This window comes from Enterobacter sp. BIDMC 29 (genome assembly GCF_019378755.1).
Taxonomy (GTDB): Bacteria; Pseudomonadota; Gammaproteobacteria; order Enterobacterales; family Enterobacteriaceae; genus Enterobacter; species Enterobacter ludwigii.
On sequence record NZ_CP080000.1, the window covers coordinates 239039 to 263157 of the forward strand.

The following is a 24119-nucleotide window of genomic DNA, read 5'->3' on the forward strand; positions in this document are numbered from 1 at the left end:
CTGAGAGTTAAGTGAACGCCTTATGTCTGGTCTGAGTCTCGACATCGGAAAAAACAGGATGCAGGAGCCTGCCCGCAGGCGACCTGCGCTGCCGATGGTTGCGTTAGCTGTCTTATTTTCATTAATGGCGCTTCTGCCTCTGGGTTTTATCATTGCCATTGGCATTGAGACGGGCTGGGAGACCATTAAGACGCTGGTGTTCCGCCCGCGTGTTGCTGAGCTACTCAGCAACACGCTGTGGCTGACGGCCTTAGCGGTTCCGCTTTGTATTGTGACCGGCGTGGCGATAGCCTGGCTCACGGAGCGTACCCGGCTGGCCGGGCGGGGAATATGGTCTGCGCTGGCGGTCGCCCCGCTGGCAATCCCCGCGTTTGTACAAAGCTATGCCTGGGTGAGCGTCGTCCCCTCCCTGCACGGTCTCTCAGCGGGAGTATTCCTCTCTGTTTTAGCTTACTACCCGTTTATCTACTTGCCGGTTGCCGCGGTACTGCGCCGCCTCGACCCGACGCTTGAAGATGTGGCCGCGTCGCTCGGCACGCCGCCGTGGCGGGTCTTTTTCCGCGTAGTGTTGCCGCAGCTCAAGCTTGCTATCTGCGGCGGGGCGCTGCTGGTCGCGCTGCACCTGCTGGCGGAATACGGCCTGTACGTGATGATCCGCTTTGATACGTTCACCACCGCGATTTATGACCAGTTTCAGTCTACCTTCAGCGGCCCGGCAGCCAATATGCTGGCGGGCGTGCTGGCCTTATGCTGTCTGGCCATCTTAATGTTGGAAGGGGTGACGCGCGGAAAAGCACGCTATGCGCGCATCGGCGGCGGGGCTGCACGTGAACAGAAACGCTGGCCGCTGAAGCCGGTCGCGGCCACGCTGGGCCAGCTGTTTTTCCTCACGCTGATCGTGCTGGCGCTGGGCGTACCGTTAATTGTGCTCTGTCGCTGGGTCTGGCTGGGCGGTATTGAGAACTGGATGAGCGTGGACCTCTGGCACTCCCTGCGCCAGACGCTCATGCTCGGCGTGGGTGGCGCACTGCTGACCACGGCCTGCGTGATCCCCATTGCGTGGCTTGGTATCCGTTATCCGCACCGCGTCTTCCGGATGCTGGAAGGGTGTATCTACATCACCAGCTCGCTGCCGGGGATTGTGACCGCTCTCGCGCTGGTAACGGTGACGATTCATTACGCCCGCCCCATTTATCAGACGGAAATTACGCTGTTCCTCGCCTATCTGCTGATGTTTATGCCCCGCGCGCTCATCAACCTGCGGGCCGGGATTGCACAGGCGCCGGTAGAGCTGGAAAACGTGGCGCGTAGCCTTGGCAGCACGCCTGCGAAGGCGCTGTGGAGCGTTACCATGCGGCTGGCCGCGCCGGGTGCCGCCGCGGGGGCTGCGCTTGTTTTCCTCGGCGTCAGCAACGAACTGACCGCCACGCTGCTGCTCTCCCCGCTGGGAACACGCACGCTTTCCACCGGTTTCTGGGCGCTGACCAGTGAGATCGATTATGTTGCCGCCGCGCCGTACGCGATGCTGATGATCCTGATTTCACTCCCGCTGACCGCCATCCTCTACGTGCAGTCGAAAAAAATTGCAGGACTATGACATGCTTGAATTGACGTCCATTTCTAAATCCTTTTCCGGTGTGCAGGTGCTCGACAGCTTAAACCTGAGCGTTGCGCCGGGGAGCCGGACGGCGATAGTCGGGCCGTCCGGGTCGGGGAAAACGACGCTGCTGCGCATTCTTGCCGGCTTCGAAACGCCGGACGCCGGGCGGATAGTGATGCAGGGCCGAACGCTGTTTGACGAAAACAGCTTCGTTCCCGCCCATCTGCGCGGCATCGGCTTTGTTCCCCAGGAGGGGGCGTTATTCCCGCATCTCAGCGTTGCAGACAACATTGCCTGGGGGCTGGACGGCACGCGCCACGAAAAGCGCCAGCGCGTAGAGGCGCTGATGGAGATGGTGTCGCTGGACAGGCAGCTCGCGACCCACTGGCCGCATGAGATTTCTGGCGGACAGCAGCAGCGTGTGGCGCTCGCCCGCGCGCTGGCTCAGCGTCCTTCATTGATGCTGCTGGATGAGCCGTTCTCGGCGCTCGATACCGGTCTTCGCGCCATGACCCGCAAAGCGACCGCTGACCTGCTGGCGGAAGCGGGCGTTGCCTCGATTCTGGTGACGCACGATCAAAACGAAGCATTATCTTTTGCCACCCAGGTGGCAGTAATGCGTTCCGGGCGCTTTACCCAGGTGGGTACCCCGTATGACGTCTACACTCAGCCCGTTGATGAAGAGACCGCGCTGTTTCTGGGCGACGCGGTGATCCTGCCCGCTCAGCTTACCGCCGGCCATGCGGTGTGCGCGCTGGGTGAGATACCCACCAACAATACGCATGCCACCGGCCAGGGCCGCGTCATGATGCGCCCTGAACAACTGCGCGTGACGGCGTGCGCGCCGCATGAAAGCCCGGTGTCGATAATTGATGTCGATTTTACCGGTCATTTGTCCACGCTCACCCTGGCGTTTGCTGGGCATCAGGAGCCTGTTGTTCTGAAGACCGTAAGCCAGCCTGGCTGGAATCCGGGTACGGCTGTGCGTATTGATGTTGCGGGAACCGCCCGCGTTTTATCGTTCTCCCGCCGCGCCTGAAAGACCGTCCCGGAAACGGGGCGGTTATGCCATGCTATCCCGTCTATACGTCCTCCTGATTTCCCGCGTCTGTTAACCGATTTTCTCACGCAGTGACGTGCGTTTACGCTTGCCAACAATCATGTAATGCGTATAGTTCTCATTTGCATTGCACTTGATTACATTCTAAGGCCCGACAACGGGCCCTTTTTGCGCGCACGTTTAATGAGTTAATTATGAACAACACGAAAAGGCATAAAACGCTGCTGGCTCTCGCCATTGGCGCGGTCACGCACTCCGCCCTGGCGGCGGATGAAAAGAAAGAAGACACCCTGATTGTCCAGTCTGCGCCTGCCAGCGATTTTAAACCCGGCGGCGACCAGCTTGTGCCGGCGTTCCTTGACGGGCAGGTGGCGAACGGTGGACGCATGGGGATGCTGGGGCAGCAGAACGCCATGGACGTGCCGTTTAATATCATCAGCTACACCTCGAAGCTGGTAGAAGATCAGCAGGCGAAAACCATTGCTGATGTGGTCGCTAACGACGCGGGGGTGCAGTACGTGCAGGGTTACGGCAACAGCGCCGAAACCTTCCGTATCCGTGGCCTGAAGTTTGACGGGGATGACATGACCTTCGGCGGCCTGTCCGGCGTTCTGCCGCGTCAGGTGGTGGATGCGCAGATGGTCGACCGCATTGAGATTTTTAAAGGGGCAAACGCCCTGATGAACGGCGCGGCAAGTTCAGGCGTGGGGGGAATGATTAACCTTGAGCCGAAACACGCGGATGAAACGCCGCAGGCAAAAGTGGGCGTCGATTACACCTCCGATTCCCAGTTTGGCACTACGCTGGATGCGGGCCGTCGCTATGGGGACAACGACCAGTTTGGCGCGCGCGTGAACCTCGTTCATCGCGAAGGGGAAAGCGGGGTGCCCAACGATCGCCGCCGCACCACGCTGCTCTCCACCGGCCTCGACTACAAAGGCGACAATTTCCGCACCTCGCTGGATGTGGGGTATCAGAAGAAAACCTTCCATGGCAGCCCGACCAGCGTCAATATCTCCGCCGTGGATTTCGTGCCTGAACCGCCGAAAAACGATCGTAACTTCTCGCAGAAATGGGCCTACAGCAACATCGAAAATGAATTCGGGATGTGGCGCAGCGAGTACGACATTACTGATAACTGGACGGCCTATACCGGCCTCGGCGCACAGCACGCTCACGAAGAAGGGATTTACAGCGCGCCGAAGCTGCTGGATAAAAGCGGTAAGGCGACGGTCAGCCGTCTTGATACCAACCGCATCAGCGATTCCGTCAGCGGGATGGCGGGTATTCGCGGTAACTTTGCTACCGGCTTCGTAACGCATAAAGTCAACGTCGGTTACTCCGCGATGACCAAAAACGAAAAAATCGGCTGGAAAATGTCGTCGGCGGCGGATAACCCAACCACCAATATCTATCACAATACCGGTGTGGATATGCCGGACAGCTCCAGTTTCAACGGCTTAGGCGGAAATTACAGCGATCCGCTCACCAGCGGGCGTACCCGGACGCAGGGCTGGCTGTTGAGTGATACGCTGGGCGTGCTGGACGACAAACTGCTGTTTACCGCCGGGGCACGTCATCAGAAGGTGGTCATTCGCGGATACAACAAAATTACCGGGCAGGAAAATAAAGCAGACGGCTTCGACGGCAGCCGCTGGATGCCTACCTACGGCGTGGTTTACAAGCCGTGGGAGGCGATCTCCCTGTATGCTAACCACACTGAAGCGCTGCAGCCGGGTCAGGCAGCCCCCAACACCGCCACCAACTACGGGCAGAGCACCGGCATCGTTCACTCTAAGCAGAACGAAGTGGGCGTGAAGGCGGATTTTGGTCGCGTGGGCGGCTCCCTGGCGCTGTTTGAGATCAAAATGCCGTCGGCGATCCTCAACAGCAACGGTCATTATGGTCTTGATGCCGAGCAGCGTAACCGCGGCGTGGAGCTGAATGTGTTCGGCGAGCCCCTGCTGGGCGTCCGTCTGAACGCCAGCGCTACCTGGCTGCAGGCGGAGCTGACCAAAACCAACAACGGCCTCAACCAGGGCAATGATGCGATTGGCGTTCCGAATTTCTATGCCGTTCTGGGCGCAGAGTATGACATCAAACCGATTGATGGCCTGACCGCTACCGCGCGCGTGAACCACTCCGGCACGCAATATGCGGACCTGGCGAACACCAAAAAGCTGGACAGCTACACTACGCTGGATCTGGGTATGCGTTATCGCTTCGCCGTTAACCACAATCAAAATCAGATGACGGTATGTGCGGGTATCGACAACGTGACCAATGAAAACTACTGGTCCAGCGTGGATGATTCAGGTACCTACATCACCCAGGGCGAACCGCGTACCTTTAAAGTCTCGGTGGGCTACGCATTCTGAGAACGCCGCTCGTTATCCGGGGCAGGGATGCCCCATTCCCTTGCTACCACCAGCCTGAAGTGTTAAAACGTGCCCCTTCTAAAAAAGAGACAGGGGTAGGGCGTGAAAGACGCGTCATCCGCTTCAGGCACCGGTAGCGCTGAAGCTTCGTCGGAACAGAATCCGACGCTGCAACGTGGTTTGCAAAATCGACATATACAGTTAATTGCCCTCGGTGGGGCTATCGGTACCGGGCTGTTTCTCGGCATCGGCCCGGCCATTCAGATGGCGGGTCCGGCGGTATTGCTGGGTTATGCCCTCGCCGGGATTATCGCCTTCCTGATCATGCGCCAGCTTGGCGAGATGGTCGTCGAAGAGCCTGTGTCAGGCTCGTTCGCGCACTTTGCGTATAAATACTGGGGCCCGTTTGCGGGGTTCCTCTCCGGCTGGAACTACTGGGTGATGTTTGTGCTGGTGGGGATGGCAGAGCTGACCGCCGCTGGCATCTACATGCAGTACTGGCTCCCGGATGTGCCCACCTGGATTTGGGCGGCGGCCTTCTTCATCATCATTAATGCCATCAACCTTGTGAACGTCCGTTTGTACGGTGAAACCGAGTTCTGGTTTGCGCTCATCAAGGTGCTGGCGATTATCGGCATGATTGGTTTTGGCCTGTGGTTGCTGTTCTCGGGTCACGGCGGTGAGCGTGCCACGATCGACAACCTGTGGCAGCACGGGGGGTTCCTGGCGACCGGCTGGAAGGGGCTTATCCTTTCGCTGGCGGTGATCATGTTCTCTTTCGGCGGGCTGGAGCTGATTGGTATCACTGCCGCTGAAGCGCGCGACCCGCATAAAAGCATTCCGAAAGCGGTCAACCAGGTGGTGTACCGTATTCTGCTGTTCTACATCGGTTCGCTGGTGGTATTGCTCGCGCTCTATCCCTGGGTTGAGGTGAAATCAAACAGCAGTCCGTTTGTGATGATTTTCCACGATCTCAACAGCAATGTGGTGGCCTCAGCGTTGAACTTCGTTATTCTGGTGGCGTCACTTTCGGTCTATAACAGCGGCGTCTACTCCAACAGCCGGATGCTGTTTGGCCTCTCCGTGCAGGGGAATGCGCCGAAGTTCTTAACCCGCGTCAGCCGTCGCGGCGTGCCGGTGAATTCTCTGCTGTTGTCCGGTGCGATCACCTCTTTGGTGGTGGTGATCAACTACCTGCTGCCAAAAGAGGCGTTTGGCCTGCTAATGGCGCTGGTGGTTGCCACCCTGCTGCTGAACTGGATCATGATCTGCCTGGCGCACCTGCGTTTTCGTGCCGCGATGCGTCGCAAGGGACGTGAGACGCAGTTTAAAGCGCTGCTTTATCCGGCAGGAAACTATCTCTGCATTGCTTTCCTCGGGTTGATCCTTGTGCTGATGTGCAGCATGGACGACATGCGGCTTTCCGCGATGCTGCTCCCGGTGTGGGTCATCTTCCTGTTTGTGGCGTTTAAACTTTCCCGCAAGCAATAATGCATGCCGCCCTCTCCCGGTGGGAGAGGGCGAGCTATCCGGTTTCCCATCCCAACGCGATTAACCTCTTTATCGTGACCCCTCTCCCAAATCTCTCCTGATCCACAGGATCTTTATTTTGTAATCGATTACTTTTCATTTGAGGGTATTTGTAATCGATTACTTTTCTAGGGTGAGGCTCATTATGGTGTCAACAACTGAAAGTAGTGGGAAGGTGATAGCGCAGCACCGGCTGCTGGTTCCGCGCCTGTCGCTGATGATGTTTCTGCAGTTTTTTATCTGGGGTAGCTGGTCGGTCACGCTGGGTCTGGTGATGACCCAGCACAACATGTCGTTGCTGATTGGCGATGCGTTCTCCGCCGGGCCCATCGCCTCTATTTTGTCGCCGTTCGTGCTCGGGATGCTGGTGGATCGCTTCTTCGCCTCGCAGAAGGTGATGGCGGTAATGCACCTGGCGGGCGCGGCTATCCTGTGGTTCGTTCCGGGGGCGCTGATCGCTGAAAATGGTGCGCTGCTGATCGGCCTGCTGTTTGGCTACACGCTTTGTTATATGCCGACGCTGGCGTTAACGAACAACATCGCGTTTCACAGCCTGGCAAACGTCGATAAAACCTTCCCGGTGGTGCGCGTGTTCGGCACTATCGGCTGGATTGTCGCGGGGATCTTTATCGGCGTTACTGGCGTGGCCTCCAGCGTCACGATCTTCCAGGTTGCGGCGGCGAGCTCCGTGCTGCTGGCGATCTACAGTCTGACGCTGCCGCACACGCCCGCCCCGGCAAAAGGGCTGCCGGTCCAGATTCGCGATCTGTTCTGCGCTGATGCGTTTGCCCTGCTGAAAACCCGCCACTTCCTGGTCTTTTCCGTCTGCGCAATGCTGATTTCCGTGCCGCTTGGCACCTACTACGCTTACACCGCCTCATATCTGGCGGATGCCGGGATTGCTGATGTCAGCACCGCGATGTCGTTCGGCCAGATGTCAGAGATTGTCTTCATGCTGGTGATCCCGCTGCTTTTCCGCCGTCTGGGCGTGAAAGTCATGCTGCTGGTCGGCATGCTGGCGTGGTTTGTCCGTTACGCGATGTTTGCCATGGGGGTGAGTGAGGAGGGACGTTTCCTGCTCTATCTCGGCATCCTGTTGCACGGTGTGTGCTATGACTTCTTCTTTGTGGTGGGCTTTATCTATACCGACCGCGTGGCAGGCGAAAAGGTGAAAGGCCAGGCGCAGAGCATGATCGTGATGTTCACCTACGGCATCGGCATGCTGCTTGGTTCGCAGATTTCTGGCGCGCTGTATAACCGTCTGGTGGCGGGACAGGCCGTGCCGCAGGCGTGGGTCACCTTCTGGTGGATCCCGGCGGTGGCGGCAGCGATGATTGCGCTGATTTTCCTTCTCACGTTCAAATATGACGATGACAAGGCGTAACGTTCAGGAGGTGGTATGAGAACGATTAAGGGACCCGGTATTTTCCTGTCGCAGTTTATCAGCGCAGAAGCGCCGTTTAACTCGCTGGATGGGCTGGCAGGCTGGGCAGCAGGTAAGGGCTACAAAGCCGTGCAGATCCCCTGCAATCATCCGCACATTTTTGACGTGGAGAAAGCGGCTGAGAGCCAGGCTTACTGTGACGACATTACCGGCACGCTGGCGGAGCACGGGCTGGCGATCAGCGAGCTGTCGACCCATCTGGAAGGGCAGCTTATTGCGGTGAACCCGGTCTACGGCGACGCGTTTGACCATTTCGCGCCGGCAGGCGTGCGGGGTAACGACGCGGCCCGTCGGGCGTGGGCGACCAGCAAACTCAATCAGGCGGCAGCGGCCTCCGCAAAATTAGGCCTGACAGCGCACGCCACTTTTTCTGGATCGCTGGCGTGGCCATTTTTCTACCCGTGGCCGCCGCACAACGCGCAGCGTTTTCAGGACGCTTTCCAGACGCTGGCAACCCGCTGGCGGCCCATTCTGGACACCTTTGATGAGCACGGCGTCGATGTCTGTTATGAGCTGCATCCGGGGGAAGATCTGCATGACGGCGTGACGTTTGAGCGTTTTCTGGCGCTGGTGGACAACCACCCGCGCTGCAATATTCTCTACGATCCCAGCCATATGCTGCTTCAGCAGATGGACTACCTGACGTTTATCGATCTCTACCATGCGCGCATTAAAGCGTTTCACGTCAAAGATGCAGAGTTTCGTCCTAACGGGCGCAGCGGTGCATACGGTGGCTACCAGCCGTGGATCCATCGCGCGGGTCGCTTCCGGTCGCCGGGCGACGGGCAGATCGATTTCACCGGTATTTTCAGCAAACTGACCCAGTACGACTACGAGGGCTGGGCAGTGCTGGAGTGGGAGTGCTGTCTTAAGGATGGCGATACCGGCGCCCGCGAAGGCAGCGAATTTATCCGTCGTCATATCATTCCGGTATCCGGGCGCGCGTTTGACGATTTCGCCGCGGGAGGCAGCCATGATTAACGTCGGGATCGTCGGCAGCGGCTTTATCGGCCCGGCGCACATTGAGGCGCTGCGGCGTCTCGGCAGTGTGCAGGTGGTCGCCCTGTGCGACAGCTCGCTTTCACAAGCGCAGGAAAAGGCGCACCAGCTGAATGTGCCCCATGCTTACGGGAACGTTGAGGCACTGCTCGCCCATCCGGATCTGCACGTGGTGCATAACTGCACGCCAAACCATCTGCACGCAGAGATTAACCGACAGATTTTGCAGGCGGGTAAGCATGTTTTTTCCGAAAAGCCGCTGTGTATGACCCCGGAGGAGGCCCGCGAGCTGGTGGCACTGGCTGAGCAGGCGGGCGTGGTACACGGCGTCAGCTTTGTCTATCGCCAGTTTGCGATGGTGCGTCAGGCGGCCAGCATGAAGCGCGAGGGCAGTCTCGGTCGGCTGTTTGCCACGCATGGCAGCTACCTGCAGGACTGGATGCTGCTGGAAACCGACTACAACTGGCGGGTGGATGCCACGCTGGGCGGTGCGTCGCGCGCGGTGGCGGATATTGGCTCCCACTGGTGTGACACGGTGCAGTTTGTGACCGGGCGGCGGATCACCGACGTGATGGCCGACCTCACCATCGTCTGGCCAACGCGCAAGGCCAGTGCGGCGGGAAACCGGACCTTCACGGATGATCGCAGCGCGAACGATGAAGACAAACCGGTCACCACCGAAGATTTTGGCTCGGTGCTGGTGCGCTTCGACGATGGCAGCAAAGGCAGCTTTAACGTCTCGCAGGTCAGCGCCGGGCGCAAAAATCGGCTGACGTTTGAAATTAACGGCAGCGAACGGTCCGTGGCGTGGGATCAGGAGGTGCCGCAGCAACTCTGGATCGGCCATCGCGCGCAGGCAAACCAGACCCTCTCCGACGATCCAAACCTGATGAACCGTGACGTGGCCGAAAGCGCCCATTTTCCCGGCGGACATATCGAAGGCTGGCCTGATGCCTTTAAAAATATGATGGCGCAATTTTACCGCGCCGTGATGCAGGGGGAGATGCCGGCACAGCCGCTGTTTGCGACGTTCCATGACGGCGCGAACGTCATGTATATCATTGATGCGATAGTGAAAAGCCATCAGCAGCAGCGCTGGGTGCGCGTTGCCTATTGACGCGTTGCCCGGTTCGCCGGGCAACGAATTTATGGTAGCCTGCATAAAACGTTAACCGCAGGAAGTGCCGTCGCTATGTCCATTCAGAAAATCGCTCAGCTTGCCGGGGTGTCCGTGGCAACGGTCTCTCGCGTGCTTAACAACAGCGATACCGTGAAAGCGAAAAACCGCGAACGCGTCCTGCAGGCGATCAAAGAGAGTAATTACCAGCCCAACCTGCTGGCGCGCCAGCTGCGGACTGCCCGCAGCTATATGATTCTGGTAATGGTGTCGAACATCGCTAACCCGTTCTGCGCCGAAGTGGTGAAAGGCATTGAAGAGGAAGCCGAAAAGAACGGCTACCGCATTCTGCTGTGCAACTCCGGCTCTGACATTGAACGCTCGCGTTCGGGGCTGAGTTTGCTGTCCGGTAAAATTGTCGACGGCATTATCACCATGGATGCCTTCTCAAAGCTTCCTGAGCTGGCCGCCCTGATTGGCGCTGCGCCGTGGGTGCAGTGCGCCGAATACGCCGATGCCGGTGCGGTCTCTTGCGTCGGTATTAACGATGTGGACGCCTCGCAGCATGCCGTCAGCCAGCTTGCCGACGGCGGGCGCGGGCGGATCGCGATGATTAACCACGACCTGAGTTATAAATATGCCCGCCTGCGCGAGCGTGGCTATAAGAGCGTTATCCACCTGAAAGATCTGGCTTACCAGGCGGTGGAATACGCCAGCGATCTCAGCTTCGGCGCCGGAATGGCGGCGATGCAAAATCTGCTGAAGGAAAACCCGCCGGACGCGGTCTTTGCTGTTTCCGATACCCTGGCGGCAGGCGCATTGCATGCGATCCAGCAGGCGGGATTACGCGTGCCTGAAGACATTGCGGTAGTCGGGTTTGACGGTACGGAACTGGCGGAGATGATTTCGCTCACCACCATCGAACAGCCGTCTCGGGATATTGGGCGCAAGGCGGTCGATTTGTTGTTGAATAAAATCGATAACCCGGATGCGCCCACGGAAAGAGTGATGATGGACTGGCGCTTTATCTCCCGCGCCAGCGCCTGATTATTTCGCTATTACGCCAGCCAGCGAGCGAATATCGTTTCCGGTCGGAGACTGATGAATACGCAGACCAAATTCATCCACCACCGCGAATATATGGTCGAAAATATCGGCCTGAATCGCCTCATATTCCGCCCAGACGACCGTGTTAGTGAACGCGTATATTTCAACTGGCAGCCCGTTAGCTTCTGGCGCTAACTGGCGAACCATCAGCGTCATATCTTTGCGGATCCGCGGGTGATTACGCAGATATTCATTTAAATAGGCGCGGAAGGTTCCAATATTGGTCATTTTGCGCAGGTTCAGCACCGATTCGCCTTCACCGTTTTCCTGATTCCAGAGCGAAATTTCTTCATGACGCGCCGCCATGTACGGCTTAAGCAGCTTCGCCTGAATCAGCTGCTGTTGCTCCTGCTCGTCGAGGAAGTGGATGCTGGTGGTGTCTATATTCAGGCTACGCTTGATGCGTCGCCCGCCGGAGGCCGACATGCCGCTCCAGTTGATAAAGGCATCAGAGACCAGCGCCCAGGTCGGAATGGTGGTGATGGTATTGTCGAAGTTGCGCACCTTGACGGTGGTCAGGCCAATGTCCGTGACCGTGCCGTTGGCTCCGTATTTTGGCATCTCCAGCCAGTCACCGAGTTTAAGCATGTCATTGGCGGAGAGCTGGATCCCGGCGACAAGCCCGAGGATCGGGTCTTTAAACACCAGCATTAACACCGCAGCCATGGCGCCCAGGCCGCTAATCAGAATGGCTGGCGACTGACCAATCAGCAGCGAGATAATTAAAATCCCCACCAGAATAGCGCTCACCAGTTTTATCCCCTGGAAGATGCCCTTCAGCGGGAGCTGCGAGGCTGTCGCCATCTTTTGCGAAAGATTGAAAATGACGTCCAGCAGCGAGAAGAACGAGAGCAGGGCATACACCATCACCCACAACTTTGCGCAGGTGGTGAGCATTTCCGCGGCTTCGCTGCCTTTTTGCAGCCACAGTACCGCCTGAACGTTGACAATTATCCCCTGCAGGGTAAAGGCGACGCGGTGGAATAGCTTGTTCTGGGTAATGATTTGCAACCATAAATGGCTGCTGGCCTGCGCGCGCTTCTCAAAGGCCCGCAGGACCACTTTGTGCAGAATAAAATGAACGATGAGTGCGGTAAGAAAAATAATACCAAAGATAATCACTAAAGAGGTGGTGTGATTAATTTCAATGCCTAACTCTTCAACCTGAGCAATTAATTCCTGCATAACGTCTCCTGTATTGATGCAGCCCCATAATGGCGGCTGCGGATCTATTATGCAAATTCGTCAGGGTTATTTGACGGCGTGGCAGGTCGTCACCACCGGCAGGCACAGCCGATGGCGAACCCGCAGCGTCGCCAGCGCGAGGATCACCATCAGGCCAGTTTCCACCGCGAGGAAGAGGGTGATCGCCTGGGTGTAATCTCCGTGATGATTTTGCAGACCGTGCAGCAAAATCGCGCCAAAGATGGCCGGGCCGAGTCCAAGTGCCGCCTGCTGCAGCGTGCTCAAAATGGCGCTCGCCGCCCCGGCGTCATCAGGCTGAATATCGCGCATGCCAATACGATAAAAACTGTTCACGATCAGCGCCTGACCGTAGCCGACCAGCCCGGTCGCGGGTGCCAGCGTCAGCGCGGTATTGTGCATTCCCCAGAGGCGGAAGGTGACAATCAGTGCCAGCAGGCCCGCTATCTGGATCGCCAGACCGGTCAGCAGAATGGTACTGGTGCTGTAGCGGGCAATCAGACGCGGGGCAAACCACGCTGAAATAAAGTAGGTGACACCCAGGGCGATAAAACTGTTGCCAGACTGCCACGGCGCCATCCCCAGACCGGTTTGCATGGTTAACGCCATGCAGAACATAAAGCCGGACCAGACGCTAAAAAAGAGCAACGCAATCAGCACGCCAAAACGGATACTGCGCAACTGCAGCAGGCGCGGCGGGATCAGCGGATGCGCATCGTCCCGTTCTTTTTTGCGGGCGTTGAGGGCCATTAACCCGGCAAGCGGAATAATGGCGATAAGCGCGACCTTGAGCGGCCAGGACCAGTGCCACTGCGGGCCAAGCGCCATCGGGAACAGCAGGCAGCAGAGGACGATCGCCAGCAGGACGGTGCCCGTCCAGTCAATGCTTGATGGCGTGTCACGGCGGGTTTCCGGCACGTAGCGGCGGCTCATGGCCAGCACCACCAGACAAATTGGCACGTTGATAAAGAAGGCGTTGCGCCAGCCGAGGCCGGCAATGTCCGCCGATACCAGCCAGCCTCCGCCCATCTGGCCGACGATAAACGCGATGCCGCCGATGCCGCCAAAGAGGCTGATGGCCTTCGCGTGGGCCGTGCCTTTCAGCGTTACGTGCAGGGTGGCGAGAATTTGCGGCATGATCAGCGCCGCGCCAGCCCCCTGAAGAATACGGGCGCCCAGCAGTTGTTCAATGTTGCCTGCCATTCCGCACAGCAGCGAGGCCAGGCCAAAGCTCGCCACGCCCCACATGAAAAGACGACGGCGGCCAAGGTTATCCCCCAGCTTGCTGCCGAGGGCAAGGCAGACGGCAAAGGCCACACCGTAGAGGGCCACAATTAATTCCAGCTCGGTGGCCGTAGCGTGCAGCGAGTGGGTGATAGCATCCAGCGCCACGTTGGTGATTGAGGTATCAATCAGCGGCAGCATCTGGCCGGTTAACAGCAATATCAGGCCTGCGCGGCCCGGTGAAACGACTGACGTATTCATGGTAACTCCATTGCGTCATTCAACAGATGGTCGTAGCATCAACGATCTGATAAACGGGTACCAGTTCTTGCTTATACTGGTACTGGCACTACCATGCAGGGGGATTTATGGCGCTGATGTCTGAACCCGTCGTCTCGCTCAAGGATGACACCCGAAAACAACTTGGTGCGTTTTTACGCGCCCGACGCGAAAGCCTCGATCCGCAGCGGCTCGGCCTGCCGCGCAGCGGTCGACGCCGCACGCCCGGGCTGCGCCGTGAAGAGGTGGCCCTGCTGGCGGACGTCGGGGTAACCTGGTACACCTGGCTTGAGCAGGGCAGGGACGTCAATCCGTCCAGCGCGGTGATGGCCGCCGTGGCAAAAGCGCTGCAATGCACCCCGACCGAAGCGCGCCATCTTTTTGTGCTGGCCGGGCTACCGCCGGGTGAAGCACCGCAGGCCACCTGCTGTGAAGGGATCAGCGAAGGCACGCGCCGCCTGCTTGATACGTTGATGCCGAAACCGGCCAGCATTCAGAAACCCAATTTCGACATCGTGGCGTGGAACGACAGCTTTGGTCATCTGATGGGGGTCGATTTCAATGCGATCCCCCCGGAAGACCGCAACTGTATTTATCTGTTCCTCACCCACCCGGCATGGCGCGCCCGTCTCGGCAGACGTGACGATGTGCTGCCCGTTTTTGTCTCCTATTTCCGGGCGGCGATGGCCGAGCACCGGGGTGACCCGCTGTGGGAAGCCAAACTGGCGCGCTTCTTTGCGGTGTCTGAGGAGTTTAAAAATCTGTGGCATCAGCGCAATGACGTGCGCGGTGTGGAAAACCAGCTCAAGTTGTTTACCCATCCGGAGCTTGGGGAATTTACCCTGCAGCAGATGTACTGGTACTCTGCTCCACGAAACGGTTCCCGGTTGCTGGTGTATCTGCCAGTAGATGAAGCCGGGGAGAGAGCAATGGAATGGCTGACGGAGCAGGCAAAATGAAGGTTACCGGCAAACAGGAGCGGCTGCTACGCCGCGCACTCAACGAGTGGCAACAGGAAGGCACATTAACCGCTGATGACCATCAGCGGCTGGCCGGTACGCTTCAACGCGTGACCATGGACTGGCAGCGGCTGAGCCGCTATGCCTTCTGGACGGCACTCGCCTGCGTCATTATCGCCATCGGCAGCCTGTTTTCGGACAGCGAAATGATGGCGCGCATTATCGAATTCTTCGCTTTTTCCTCCCTTGCCCGCATCGGGCTGCCGGCACTGATGGCCGTGCTGTTTTATTTGTGGGGCTTCAGCCGCCAGCGGCGGGAGACGCAGTGGCATTACAGTACCGAAGCGATTTTGTTCCTCGGAGTCTTGTTTACCGCCATCGCGCTCTGGCAGCTGGGTGAACGGCTGGATAACGGCAGCGGCCACATCGCGCCCCTGTTCCTGGCCGGCTGTGCCGTCTATGGCCTGGTAGGCTTTTTCGGCCGCTCCGGGCTGGTCTGGCTGTTCTTCTTGCTCTCGCTTGGCAACTGGTTTGGCGCGGAGACGGGCTATATGTCCGGCTGGGGCGCTTACTGGCTGGGGATGAACTATCCGGTGCGCTTTATCTTTTTCGGCGGCGCACTGCTGGCCCTGTGCTGGATCCTGCGTGCTGTGCTGCAGTCCCGTCATCTCTACACCACCAGTAAAGCGATGGGGCTGACGTATCTCTTTGTCGCCCTGTGGATCATGTCGATATTTGGTAATTACGATATCGATAACTGGTACAGCGTGACCCAGGCCTCATTGCTGCCGTGGGCGCTGCTGTTTGCGGTGGCGGCGGTTCTCTGTATTTACATCAGTCTGAAAACCGACGACGGCATGCTGCGCGGGTTTGGCCTGACGTTCCTGGCCATTAACCTCTATACCCGCTACTTCGAATACTTCTGGGATGGGATGAACAAGGTGGTGTTCTTCCTGATTCTGGCGGCGTCGCTGGCGGTGATAGGGCGGTATGCGGAGCGGATCTGGCATGCCGGGCGTGCGGAGAAGTAAGTTTTACGCGTTTTTATCGGGAAGACGCAGAAAACGCCGTCTGCGTGAGATGCTGGTTCAATGGCGAAACCAGGCAGATGACGCGTGATTGAAAACGGGCCGCAGTTGCGGCCCGTTTGTCTTAGCACTCGGTCACAATCGTGCTCAGCGGCAGGCGAGATTTTGGCAGCGTGGCGTTGAAATCTTCCACGCTGTGGTGTCCAACCGGGACCACTACCAGGCTGGTGAAGCCTTTCTCTTTCAGGCCAAACTCTTCGTCGAGGATGGCGGCGTCAAAACCTTCAATGGGTACGGCATCCAGGCCCAGCGCGGCCACGCCTAACAGGAAGTTACCGACGTTGAGGTAAACCTGTTTCGCCATCCACTGGTCGTCATCTTTCAGATCCACGCGGTGCATATCGGCGAAATAGCAGCGACCTTTGTGATTCGCCACTTTTGCTTCTGGGGTATTGAAGCGACCGTCGGCCTCTTCCTGATCGACGACGCGCTCAAGCCACGCATCGTCCATGGCGGTTTTCGCGCAGAACACCACCACATGAGAGGCGTCCATCATTTTGCGTTCGTTGAACACGTAAGTGCCTGCCGCAGATTTGGCCACGCGCGCTTTACCTTCCTCAGTGCTGGCAATAATAAAATGCCATGGCTGGGAGTTCGTGCTGGACGGGCTGTACTGCAGCAGGGTTTTGATCTTCTCCGCTTCTTCAGCGGTCAGTTTCTTGCTTGGGTCAAACGCCTTGGTGGAGTGGCGTTTCAGGGCAACGGAAAGGATATCCATAACAACTCCTGGTGATAAAATTCGCCCGCGTGCGGGCGCGAAAAGGAGTGCAGATTACCGTGCGAAGCGGGAAAAGATAAGTGCATTTTGAGCGCTTAATCTGTTCGTCTCAGACGAACAATCAGCGCGGCCTGATCCATTTCTGGTCTTTTTTCGGCAGCTTATCGACGACCAGATTCCAGGAATCGTTGATGAGATCGGCCACCAGTTCCGGCGTAACATCGTCGGTGCCGTAGAGTGAAATCCAGTGTTTTTTATTGAGATGATACCCCGGCTCAACGCCGCGGTAGATCTGCTGGTTTAACAGGGATTTTTCCGGCTCGGATTTCAGGCTGACATGCGGTCGCCCGTGAGCAACCGCAACAATCATGAAAATCTTGCCACCCACTTTAAACACATCAAATTCCGGCCCGAACGGCCAGCAGTGTTCGGTGAACGGCAGTTCCAGCGCCACGCGTTTGGCGTGTTCCTGCAGCGATTTACTGTCCATCAATATCCTCGGAGGCGAGTCCACGCCACATGGCTTCAAAGCCCAGCGCTTTAAAATCGACGGCGCGGGACGGATCGCGGGTGGCAAATTCCATGGTGGTTTCGGCAAGCGATAAGAACATGGCATCACCAAAGGTACGAAACTCATCGGACATAAATACCGGGCGCACTGCGCGACGGCACAGTTCATGCAGTTCCGGGAACATCTCCTGCACGGCCTGCTCCGTTTCGGCGCTGATCTTCTCGCTGACGCCAAGCTGGCGAATGGCGGCGTGAGCGACAGGATTACGGATGCCCCAGTCCACGTAGCTGTTCCAGATATTGCGGGTATGTTCTTTGGGGAGGGTGAGTGTGCGATCAAGCTCCGCCAGCATCGTCTGGCAGAGATCCTGCTTCAGGTGCAGATAGAGGGCATTCAGCAGATCGTCTTTGGTAGCAAAGTAGCGGAACAGTGTGCCTTCAGCGACGCCCGCGTTCCGGGCAATTAAGGCCGTTGAGGCGGCAATACCTGACTGTGCAAATGCAGCGGTTGCTGCGTCCAGTAAGGCCTGTTTTTTATCTTCACTCTTCGGACGTGCCACTAAATTGTTCCTCCTGTCAATTGTAAAAACCTTGATTGAAACACGTGCTTTGACAGGCTGCAACGCGCAATGTCAAAGATCGAAAACGTCTTGACGACTTTATCATCATATCTATAATGAGTGCTTACTCACTCATAATCAAGTTCAACCCGCGTAAACCATCGGATGGGGCGCGTTTTCGGGTCAGGATATGAAAAAGCCTCTATTCATCTGCGTGGTGTTCGTCATGATTATTGCTTCAGCTGCGAGTTTACCTTTTGTCCTGAATCCTGGATTTGGCCAGCCACCGCAGGGTGCGCAGCTTACCGAAGTGGAGGCCTCCCCGCAGTATCGCGACGGGAAATTCCACAATACGTTGCCGACACCGGGCTTCACCGGCGAGCAAAATATGCTGGTAGCGTGGTGGCAATTTCTGACCCGCAAAACCGAAAATGCCCGTCCCGCGCAGCCGCTGCCGCTGGTGAAAACCGATCTCGCCAGTCTGCCGCTGGAGCAGGACACGCTGGTCTGGCTCGGCCACTCATCGTGGTATATGCAGCTGGCGGGTAAACGTATTCTGATTGACCCGGTACTCAGCAACTATGCCGCGCCGTTCTCGTTCCTCAATAAAGCTTTTGCGGGCGAGTATCCCTGGCATGCGCAGAACATGCCGGAGATCGACCTGCTGATCATCTCCCACGATCACTACGATCATCTGGATTACGCCACCATCAGGGCGTTACTGCCGAAGGTGAAACGTGTGGTTACCCCGCTGGGCGTTGGATCTCATCTGCGCTACTGGGGCATGAAGCCGGAAATTATCGACGAGCGCGACTGGAACCAGTCGGTGCGCATCAGTGATGACTTAACGGTGCACGTCCTGCCGGCACGTCACTTCTCCGGACGCGGGATTAAACGCGATCAAACCCTGTGGGGGAGCTTTATGTTCGTCACGCCGGCGCAGAAGGTTTATTACAGCGGAGACTCAGGTTACGGCCCGCACTTCAGGGCCATCGGTGAGCAGTTCGGCGAGGTGGATTTAGCCATCATGGAAAACGGCCAGTACGATCGGGACTGGAAGTACATTCACATGATGCCGGCGGAAACGGCGCAGGCGTCGGCTGACCTTAACGCGAAAGCTGTCGTGCCCGGTCATAACGGACGCTTTGTGCTGGCGAAACACACCTGGAACGATCCGCTGATCCAGCTGGCGCAGGCCAGCAAAGATAAAAATTATCGGCTACTGACGCCGGAGCTGGGTGAACCTGTTCACGTGAGTGATACCACGCAAACCTTTCGTGAGTGGTGGGAATAATGTTTAAGCGAGAAGCAGAGGGGGAGAGCAGTATGACCATTTCCGCTCAAGTCATCGACACCATCGTCGAGTGGATCGACGACAACCTGCACCAGCCATTACGTATCGAAGAGATCGCCCGCCACGCGGGTTACTCAAAATGGCATCTGCAGCGTTTGTTTATGCAGTACAAGGGCGAAAGTCTCGGGCGTTACATTCGCGAACGCAAGCTGCTGCTGGCAGCGCGTGACCTGCGTGAATCGGACGAGCGTGTCTACGATATCTGTTTGCGCTACGGCTTTGATTCGCAGCAGACGTTTACGCGTATCTTTACCCGTACCTTCAACCAGCCGCCTGGCGCGTACCGCAAAGAGAACCACAGCCGGACACACTGAACGTGTCGTTATGCAGAAATCCGACCGGGTAAGGCGCAGCCGCACCCGGTTTTTTTACTTACGATGCCAGTGAAAACCAGCGACGCCAGACGAAACGCAGGATGAAGAATTCGAGGGCGCCAAGCAGTAAAAACCACACGCAGAACAAAATGGTGTACAGCTGGTTAAGATCGACCATGTGGAAGATCGTCATCAGCTTTTTCGCCAGCACCAGCCCAAGCGACGGCGCAGGTAACAGCAGGCAGGAGAGCAGGGCCATCAACAAAATGCCCCCCGCTGTGAGCAGCGATTCTAACGGGTGTTTCATCTTAATGTTAATCGTCAGTTAAAAATGTCATTGTCCGGCATCGCGGAACGTAAAGCAATATAAACCCGGCAGACGTTTTTTGTTAAATCAAATGCACTTTTCTGCGAATAAATAACAGAAAGAGAATAATCTCTCAGAAGCGATTAAATTATTATCGCGTTATGTAAATAAATGTCCTTGTCATGCAAATAATTTTACAAACATATAAGTGCTATATCCAATTAACGTGGCAATAACAATGGCTGCGACAATGTATAACGCCAGGCGGCGTGCGCGATAAATACCAAACATGGTTCCTCCTCGTTTAGCGTTGGTTTAGAAATATTTTGTAAAAATCATCGTATTCGAATAATATTTATTAGTTTTGAATATCCCGGCAGTAATTATATTGCGGTAGATCAATTTTACCCGCAAGCCTTAAAAATGAATTTATTAAAGCCAGAAAGGAATTCAGGCTTCCGTCCACCGTATATTGAAGGAAAAATACGATGACCAAAAAAAATCTCTCTCAGAACATGCCACCTGCTGGTGGGCAGGCGTATCAGCAGACCGTTGAGCAAGTGCTTGCTAACAAGCAGAGCCAGGCAAGCGGCCTCGACCGTGCTGAAGCGCAGGCACGTCTGCATCAGTATGGCCCTAACGCGTTGCCGGAGAAAAAAGGCAAGCCCGCCTGGCTACGTTTTCTCGCCCATTTTAATGATGTACTGATTTACGTTCTGCTTGCCGCGGCGGTATTAACTGCGGTTATGGGCCACTGGGTCGATACGCTGGTTATCCTCGGTGTGGCGGTAATCAACGCGTTAATTGGCCATATTCAGGAAAGCAATGCGGAAAAATCCCTGAAGAGTATTCGCAATATGCTCTCCAGCGAAGCGCGCGTCATTCGCAATGGCAATCATGAAACGCTACCGACAACTGAAATAGTCCCGGGCGATATTATTGTATTACGCGCGGGGGATCGTATTCCGGCGGATATGCGTTTAATCGAAGCGCATAATTTACGCGTGGAAGAGGCTATTCTGACCGGCGAATCTACCGTGGTGGATAAACACATTAATCCGCTGACCGGTGAATTACCGCTGGGCGACCGCACTAACCTGGTCTTTTCCGGTACGACCGTGAGTGCAGGGGGCGGCATTGGCGTGGTCATTGCCACCGGGCAAGAGACTGAACTTGGCCACATTAACCAGATGATGGCGGGTATTGAAAAGCATCGTACGCCGCTGCTGGTGCAGATGGACAAGCTGGGGAAAGCGATCTTCGCCATTATTCTGGCGATGATGGCGGCACTGTTTGTCTTCAGCCTGGTGTTCCGCGAAATCCCCATGGGCGAGCTGCTGCTCTCTCTGATTAGCCTGGCGGTCGCCTCCGTGCCGGAAGGTCTGCCAGCCATTATTTCTATCATCCTTTCTCTTGGCGTGCAGGCGATGGCACGCAAGCGGGCGATTATCCGCAAGCTGCCAACGGTTGAAACCCTGGGGGCGATGACCGTGGTCTGCTCGGATAAAACCGGCACCCTGACCATGAACGAGATGACGGTGAAAGCCATCATTACTGCCGACAGTTGCTACCGCGTGGACGGTAACAGCTACGAGCCGGTGGGGAACATTTACCTGGAAGGCAGCGACGAGCCGATGCAGATCCAGCCGGGCACCGTGCTGGAGCAGTACCTGCGCACTGTCGATCTCTGTAATGACAGCCAGCTGATTCAGGACGAACGCGGTCTGTGGGGCATCACCGGTGGGCCGACCGAAGGGGCGCTGAAGGTGCTGGCGGCGAAGGCGCATCTTGAGCCGGTGATGACCACCCTGATTAACAAGATCCCGTTCGATTCGCAGTACAAGTACATGAGCACCCACTATCAGATTGGTCACGAGGAGCACATCCTGATTACCGGCGCGCCGGACGTGATTTTCGCGCTGTGTAAACAGCAGCAGGCCCGTAACGGCGCTGAAGCGTTCGACCGCGCTTACTGGGAAACCGAGATGGAGCGCTATGCACGCCAGGGGCTGCGTATGGTTGCCGCAGCGTTCAAACCGGCGAACGGTGAGCAGGCGCTGACGCATGACGATCTGAATCACGGGCTGATCTTCCTCGGTATTGCCGCAATGATGGATCCACCGCGTCCTGAAGCGATTGATGCGATTCATGCCTGCCAGCAGGCCGGGATCCGCGTGAAGATGATCACCGGGGATCACCCGCAGACGGCAATGAGCATCGGTCAGATGCTCGGGATCACCAACAGCGAGCAGGCGGTGACGGGCTACCAGCTGGAGAAAATGGACGACGCTGAGCTTGCAGACGCCGCGGTGAAATATGACATTTTCGCCCGTACCAGCCCGGAGCATAAGCTGCGCCTGGTGAAAGCCCTGCAGGACAAGGGTGAGATCGTGGGCATGACCGGCGACGGTGTGAATGACGCTCCGGCATTGCGCCAGGCGGACGTGGGCATCGCAATGGGCATTAAAGGCACCGAAGTGACCAAAGAGGCGGCGGACATGGTCCTGACCGACGATAACTTCGCCACCATCGCCAGCGCGGTAAAAGAGGGGCGTCGCGTTTACGACAACCTGAAGAAAACCATTCTGTTCATTATGCCGACCAACCTGGCGCAGGGGTTGCTGATTGTTATTGCGCTGCTGGCAGGGAATATTATCCCGCTGACGCCGGTACTGATTTTGTGGATGAACATGGCAACCTCCGCCACGCTCTCCTTTGGCCTGGCCTTTGAAGCCGCTGAGCGCAACATCATGAAGCGTCCGCCGCGTCAGACCGGACAGCACGTGATGGATGCGTACGCCGTATGGCGCGTGGCCTTCGTCGGGACCATGATTGCCATCGCCGCCTTTGCGCTGGAAGCCTGGCTGGCACCGCGCGGCCACAGCGCGGAGTTCATCCGTACCGTGCTGCTGCAGATGCTGGTCTGCGCCCAGTGGGTATACATGATTAACTGCCGCAACACTGAAGGGTTCTCCCTGAACCGTGGCCTGCTGGCGAACAAAGGGATTTGGCTGGTCACAGGCGTGTTGTTCCTGCTCCAGGCGGCAATCATCTACCTGCCGTTTATGCAGATGCTTTTCGGCACGGAAGCGCTGCCTCTGCGCTACTGGTTCGTCACGCTGGCGGTAGCCGCGGTGATGTTCTTCGTTGTTGAAATCGAGAAGCGACTGACCCGCAGGTTCCGTAAGGCTGCATAACCTTTTGCCCTCACCTTAACCCTCTCCCGCCGGGAGAGGGGATGCTGACCTCCCTTTCATTGGGCAGAGGGCCGGGGTGAGGGAAACACATCAGAGGTACATCCCCATGAAATTCCCGCTCCTGTTCGTCCTCCTCGCCCTCTTTCAACCCGCGTTTGCTGCTGCCATTCCGGTTCGCGTGGCGGTTGTGGAGCAAACGACCCACGCAGCTGAACGGCACGTGCCTGGCCGCATTGAAGCCATTCATACCGTCGAGATAAGAGCGCGCACGGAAGGCGTGATTACCCAGGTTCATTTCCGTGACGGACAATACGTGAAAAAAGGTGACGTGCTGTTTGAGCTGGACGATGCCGAGCCACGCGCCGCCGTGCGTCTGGCACAGGCTGAGGTAAAGAGCGCGGAAGCCACGCTGCGTCAGGCGCAGCAGCAGCTTTCACGCTTTGAAAGCCTGGGCAACAGCAATGCCATCAGCCGTCACGACGTGGATAACGCGCGCATGCAGCGCGATGTCGCCAGCGCTGCGCTGGAGCAGGCGAAAGCTCGCCTCGAAACCCGCAACGTGACGCTGGCGTACACGCGCATCACATCGCCGATTGATGGCCGCGTGGGGCACAGCCAGTTCCATGCCGGCAGCCTGGTGAACCCGTCAAGCGGCGTGCTGGTGGATGTCGTGCAGCTTGATCCGATCCGTATCGCCTTTGCGCTGGAAGAGGGGGCGTTTGCCACCAAAGCCGGACAACATGCGGATATCTGCGCCCTGAAGCGCGCCTGGCAGGCGCGGATTGACAGCAATGGTCAGCGCCTGAGCGGTGAACTGACCTCCGTGGACAATCGTATCGACCCGCGTACCGCCAGCGTGATGCTGCGCGCCGAATTCGCCAACCCGCGCCATCAGCTGCTGCCGGGCGGCAATGTGAATGTCTACCTGCGTCCGGCAAGCGCGCAGCCGGTGCTGATAGTGCCCGCTGCGGCGGTACAGCAAAACGGCGAGGGATTCTTTGCCTGGGTGGTTAACGCAGAAGGCAAAGCCGAAAAACGCCCGCTGAAGATTGCCGGACAGATTGGCCAGCAGTTTGAGATTTCATCCGGCTTACATCCCGGTGAGCGAGCGATCACCGACGGTGCCCAGCGCGTACAGCCTGGCGCAGCCGTCCAGATACTGAATTAAGGA

General features: G+C 57.3%; 20 protein-coding genes. 14 read left to right on the forward strand and 6 right to left on the reverse strand.

Annotated features, from left to right (window positions below):
• Positions 1–22 precede the first annotated feature (22 nt).
• From JTA15_RS01115 to JTA15_RS01150, 8 genes are all read left to right on the forward strand, one after another.
• Positions 23–1597 carry an iron ABC transporter permease gene (locus JTA15_RS01115; protein ID WP_219372754.1) on the forward strand — a complete coding sequence of 525 codons (1575 nt, stop codon included), beginning with the start codon at positions 23–25 and terminating at the stop codon, positions 1595–1597.
• Position 1598: 1 nt separating this feature from the next.
• Entirely contained in the window at positions 1599–2639 is a 1041-nt protein-coding gene (locus JTA15_RS01120; RefSeq protein ID WP_025204783.1) for an ABC transporter ATP-binding protein, read from the forward strand.
• A 215-nt stretch (positions 2640–2854) separates the two neighbouring features.
• On the forward strand, positions 2855–5038 hold the full coding sequence (locus JTA15_RS01125) for a TonB-dependent siderophore receptor (RefSeq protein WP_219372755.1): 2184 nt from the start codon (positions 2855–2857) through the stop codon (positions 5036–5038).
• A gap of 102 nt (positions 5039–5140) precedes the next feature.
• Positions 5141–6529 (forward strand): phenylalanine transporter, encoded by a 1389-nt coding sequence (pheP, locus tag JTA15_RS01130; protein WP_059306883.1) that lies wholly within the window; start codon positions 5141–5143, stop codon positions 6527–6529.
• 184 nt (positions 6530–6713) lie between these two features.
• Positions 6714–7952: an MFS transporter gene (locus JTA15_RS01135; protein ID WP_219372756.1), complete on the forward strand. Its 1239-nt coding sequence runs from the start codon at positions 6714–6716 to the stop codon at positions 7950–7952.
• A gap of 15 nt (positions 7953–7967) precedes the next feature.
• A complete protein-coding gene (locus JTA15_RS01140; RefSeq protein ID WP_047955160.1) occupies positions 7968–8993 on the forward strand; it encodes a sugar phosphate isomerase/epimerase in 1026 nt (341 codons plus the stop codon).
• Positions 8986–10128 (forward strand): Gfo/Idh/MocA family protein, encoded by a 1143-nt coding sequence (locus tag JTA15_RS01145; RefSeq protein ID WP_219372757.1) that lies wholly within the window; start codon positions 8986–8988, stop codon positions 10126–10128. Before JTA15_RS01140 ends, JTA15_RS01145 begins: the two co-directional genes overlap by 8 nt.
• 75 nt (positions 10129–10203) lie before the next feature.
• Positions 10204–11175, forward strand: a complete 972-nt coding sequence (locus JTA15_RS01150; RefSeq protein WP_025204778.1) for a LacI family DNA-binding transcriptional regulator — start codon at positions 10204–10206, stop codon at positions 11173–11175.
• Here the strand turns inward: JTA15_RS01150 and JTA15_RS01155 are convergent, their stop codons facing one another.
• Both JTA15_RS01155 and JTA15_RS01160 read right to left on the reverse strand, forming a co-directional pair.
• Positions 11176–12420 carry a mechanosensitive ion channel family protein gene (locus tag JTA15_RS01155; RefSeq protein ID WP_014168964.1) on the reverse strand — a complete coding sequence of 415 codons (1245 nt, stop codon included), beginning with the start codon at positions 12418–12420 and terminating at the stop codon, positions 11176–11178. It lies immediately after the preceding gene.
• Between the two features lie 66 nt (positions 12421–12486).
• Positions 12487–13923, reverse strand: coding sequence for an MFS transporter (locus JTA15_RS01160; protein ID WP_219372758.1), 1437 nt, complete (start codon positions 13921–13923; stop codon positions 12487–12489).
• 107 nt (positions 13924–14030) lie between these two features.
• Between JTA15_RS01160 and JTA15_RS01165 the strand changes: the two genes are divergently transcribed.
• A complete protein-coding gene (locus JTA15_RS01165; protein WP_014168966.1) occupies positions 14031–14900 on the forward strand; it encodes a helix-turn-helix transcriptional regulator in 870 nt (289 codons plus the stop codon).
• Entirely contained in the window at positions 14897–15931 is a 1035-nt protein-coding gene (locus JTA15_RS01170; protein WP_050737441.1) for a hypothetical protein, read from the forward strand. Before JTA15_RS01165 ends, JTA15_RS01170 begins: the two co-directional genes overlap by 4 nt.
• Before the next feature lie 121 nt (positions 15932–16052).
• On the opposite strand, the gene nfsB is transcribed toward JTA15_RS01170, so the two are convergent.
• The 3 genes from nfsB to JTA15_RS01185 form a co-directional block, all read right to left on the reverse strand.
• Entirely contained in the window at positions 16053–16706 is a 654-nt protein-coding gene (gene nfsB / locus JTA15_RS01175; protein WP_219372759.1) for an oxygen-insensitive NAD(P)H nitroreductase, read from the reverse strand.
• Positions 16707–16827: 121 nt separating this feature from the next.
• Positions 16828–17196, reverse strand: coding sequence for an MmcQ/YjbR family DNA-binding protein (locus JTA15_RS01180; RefSeq protein WP_032677586.1), 369 nt, complete (start codon positions 17194–17196; stop codon positions 16828–16830).
• On the reverse strand, positions 17186–17776 hold the full coding sequence (locus JTA15_RS01185) for a TetR/AcrR family transcriptional regulator (RefSeq protein WP_020885134.1): 591 nt from the start codon (positions 17774–17776) through the stop codon (positions 17186–17188). The genes JTA15_RS01180 and JTA15_RS01185 overlap by 11 nt, the downstream gene beginning before the upstream one ends.
• Before the next feature lie 190 nt (positions 17777–17966).
• Between JTA15_RS01185 and JTA15_RS01190 the strand changes: the two genes are divergently transcribed.
• Both JTA15_RS01190 and JTA15_RS01195 read left to right on the forward strand, forming a co-directional pair.
• Positions 17967–19070: an MBL fold metallo-hydrolase gene (locus tag JTA15_RS01190; RefSeq protein WP_020885133.1), complete on the forward strand. Its 1104-nt coding sequence runs from the start codon at positions 17967–17969 to the stop codon at positions 19068–19070.
• Between the two features lie 32 nt (positions 19071–19102).
• The gene (locus JTA15_RS01195) at positions 19103–19444 is read left to right on the forward strand and encodes a RamA family antibiotic efflux transcriptional regulator (protein WP_020885132.1); all 342 of its coding nucleotides are present in this window, start codon (positions 19103–19105) and stop codon (positions 19442–19444) included.
• A 58-nt stretch (positions 19445–19502) separates the two neighbouring features.
• Here JTA15_RS01195 and JTA15_RS01200 read toward each other — a convergent pair whose 3' ends face one another.
• Positions 19503–19751 carry a DUF1158 domain-containing protein gene (locus JTA15_RS01200; protein ID WP_025204775.1) on the reverse strand — a complete coding sequence of 83 codons (249 nt, stop codon included), beginning with the start codon at positions 19749–19751 and terminating at the stop codon, positions 19503–19505.
• 488 nt (positions 19752–20239) lie between these two features.
• On the opposite strand from JTA15_RS01200, the gene JTA15_RS01205 reads away from it, so the two are divergent.
• Positions 20240–22948 (forward strand): cation-transporting P-type ATPase, encoded by a 2709-nt coding sequence (locus JTA15_RS01205; protein WP_047744073.1) that lies wholly within the window; start codon positions 20240–20242, stop codon positions 22946–22948.
• A gap of 106 nt (positions 22949–23054) precedes the next feature.
• Positions 23055–24116, forward strand: coding sequence for an efflux RND transporter periplasmic adaptor subunit (locus JTA15_RS01210; RefSeq protein WP_219372760.1), 1062 nt, complete (start codon positions 23055–23057; stop codon positions 24114–24116).
• The last annotated feature ends 3 nt before the right edge of the window (positions 24117–24119 follow it).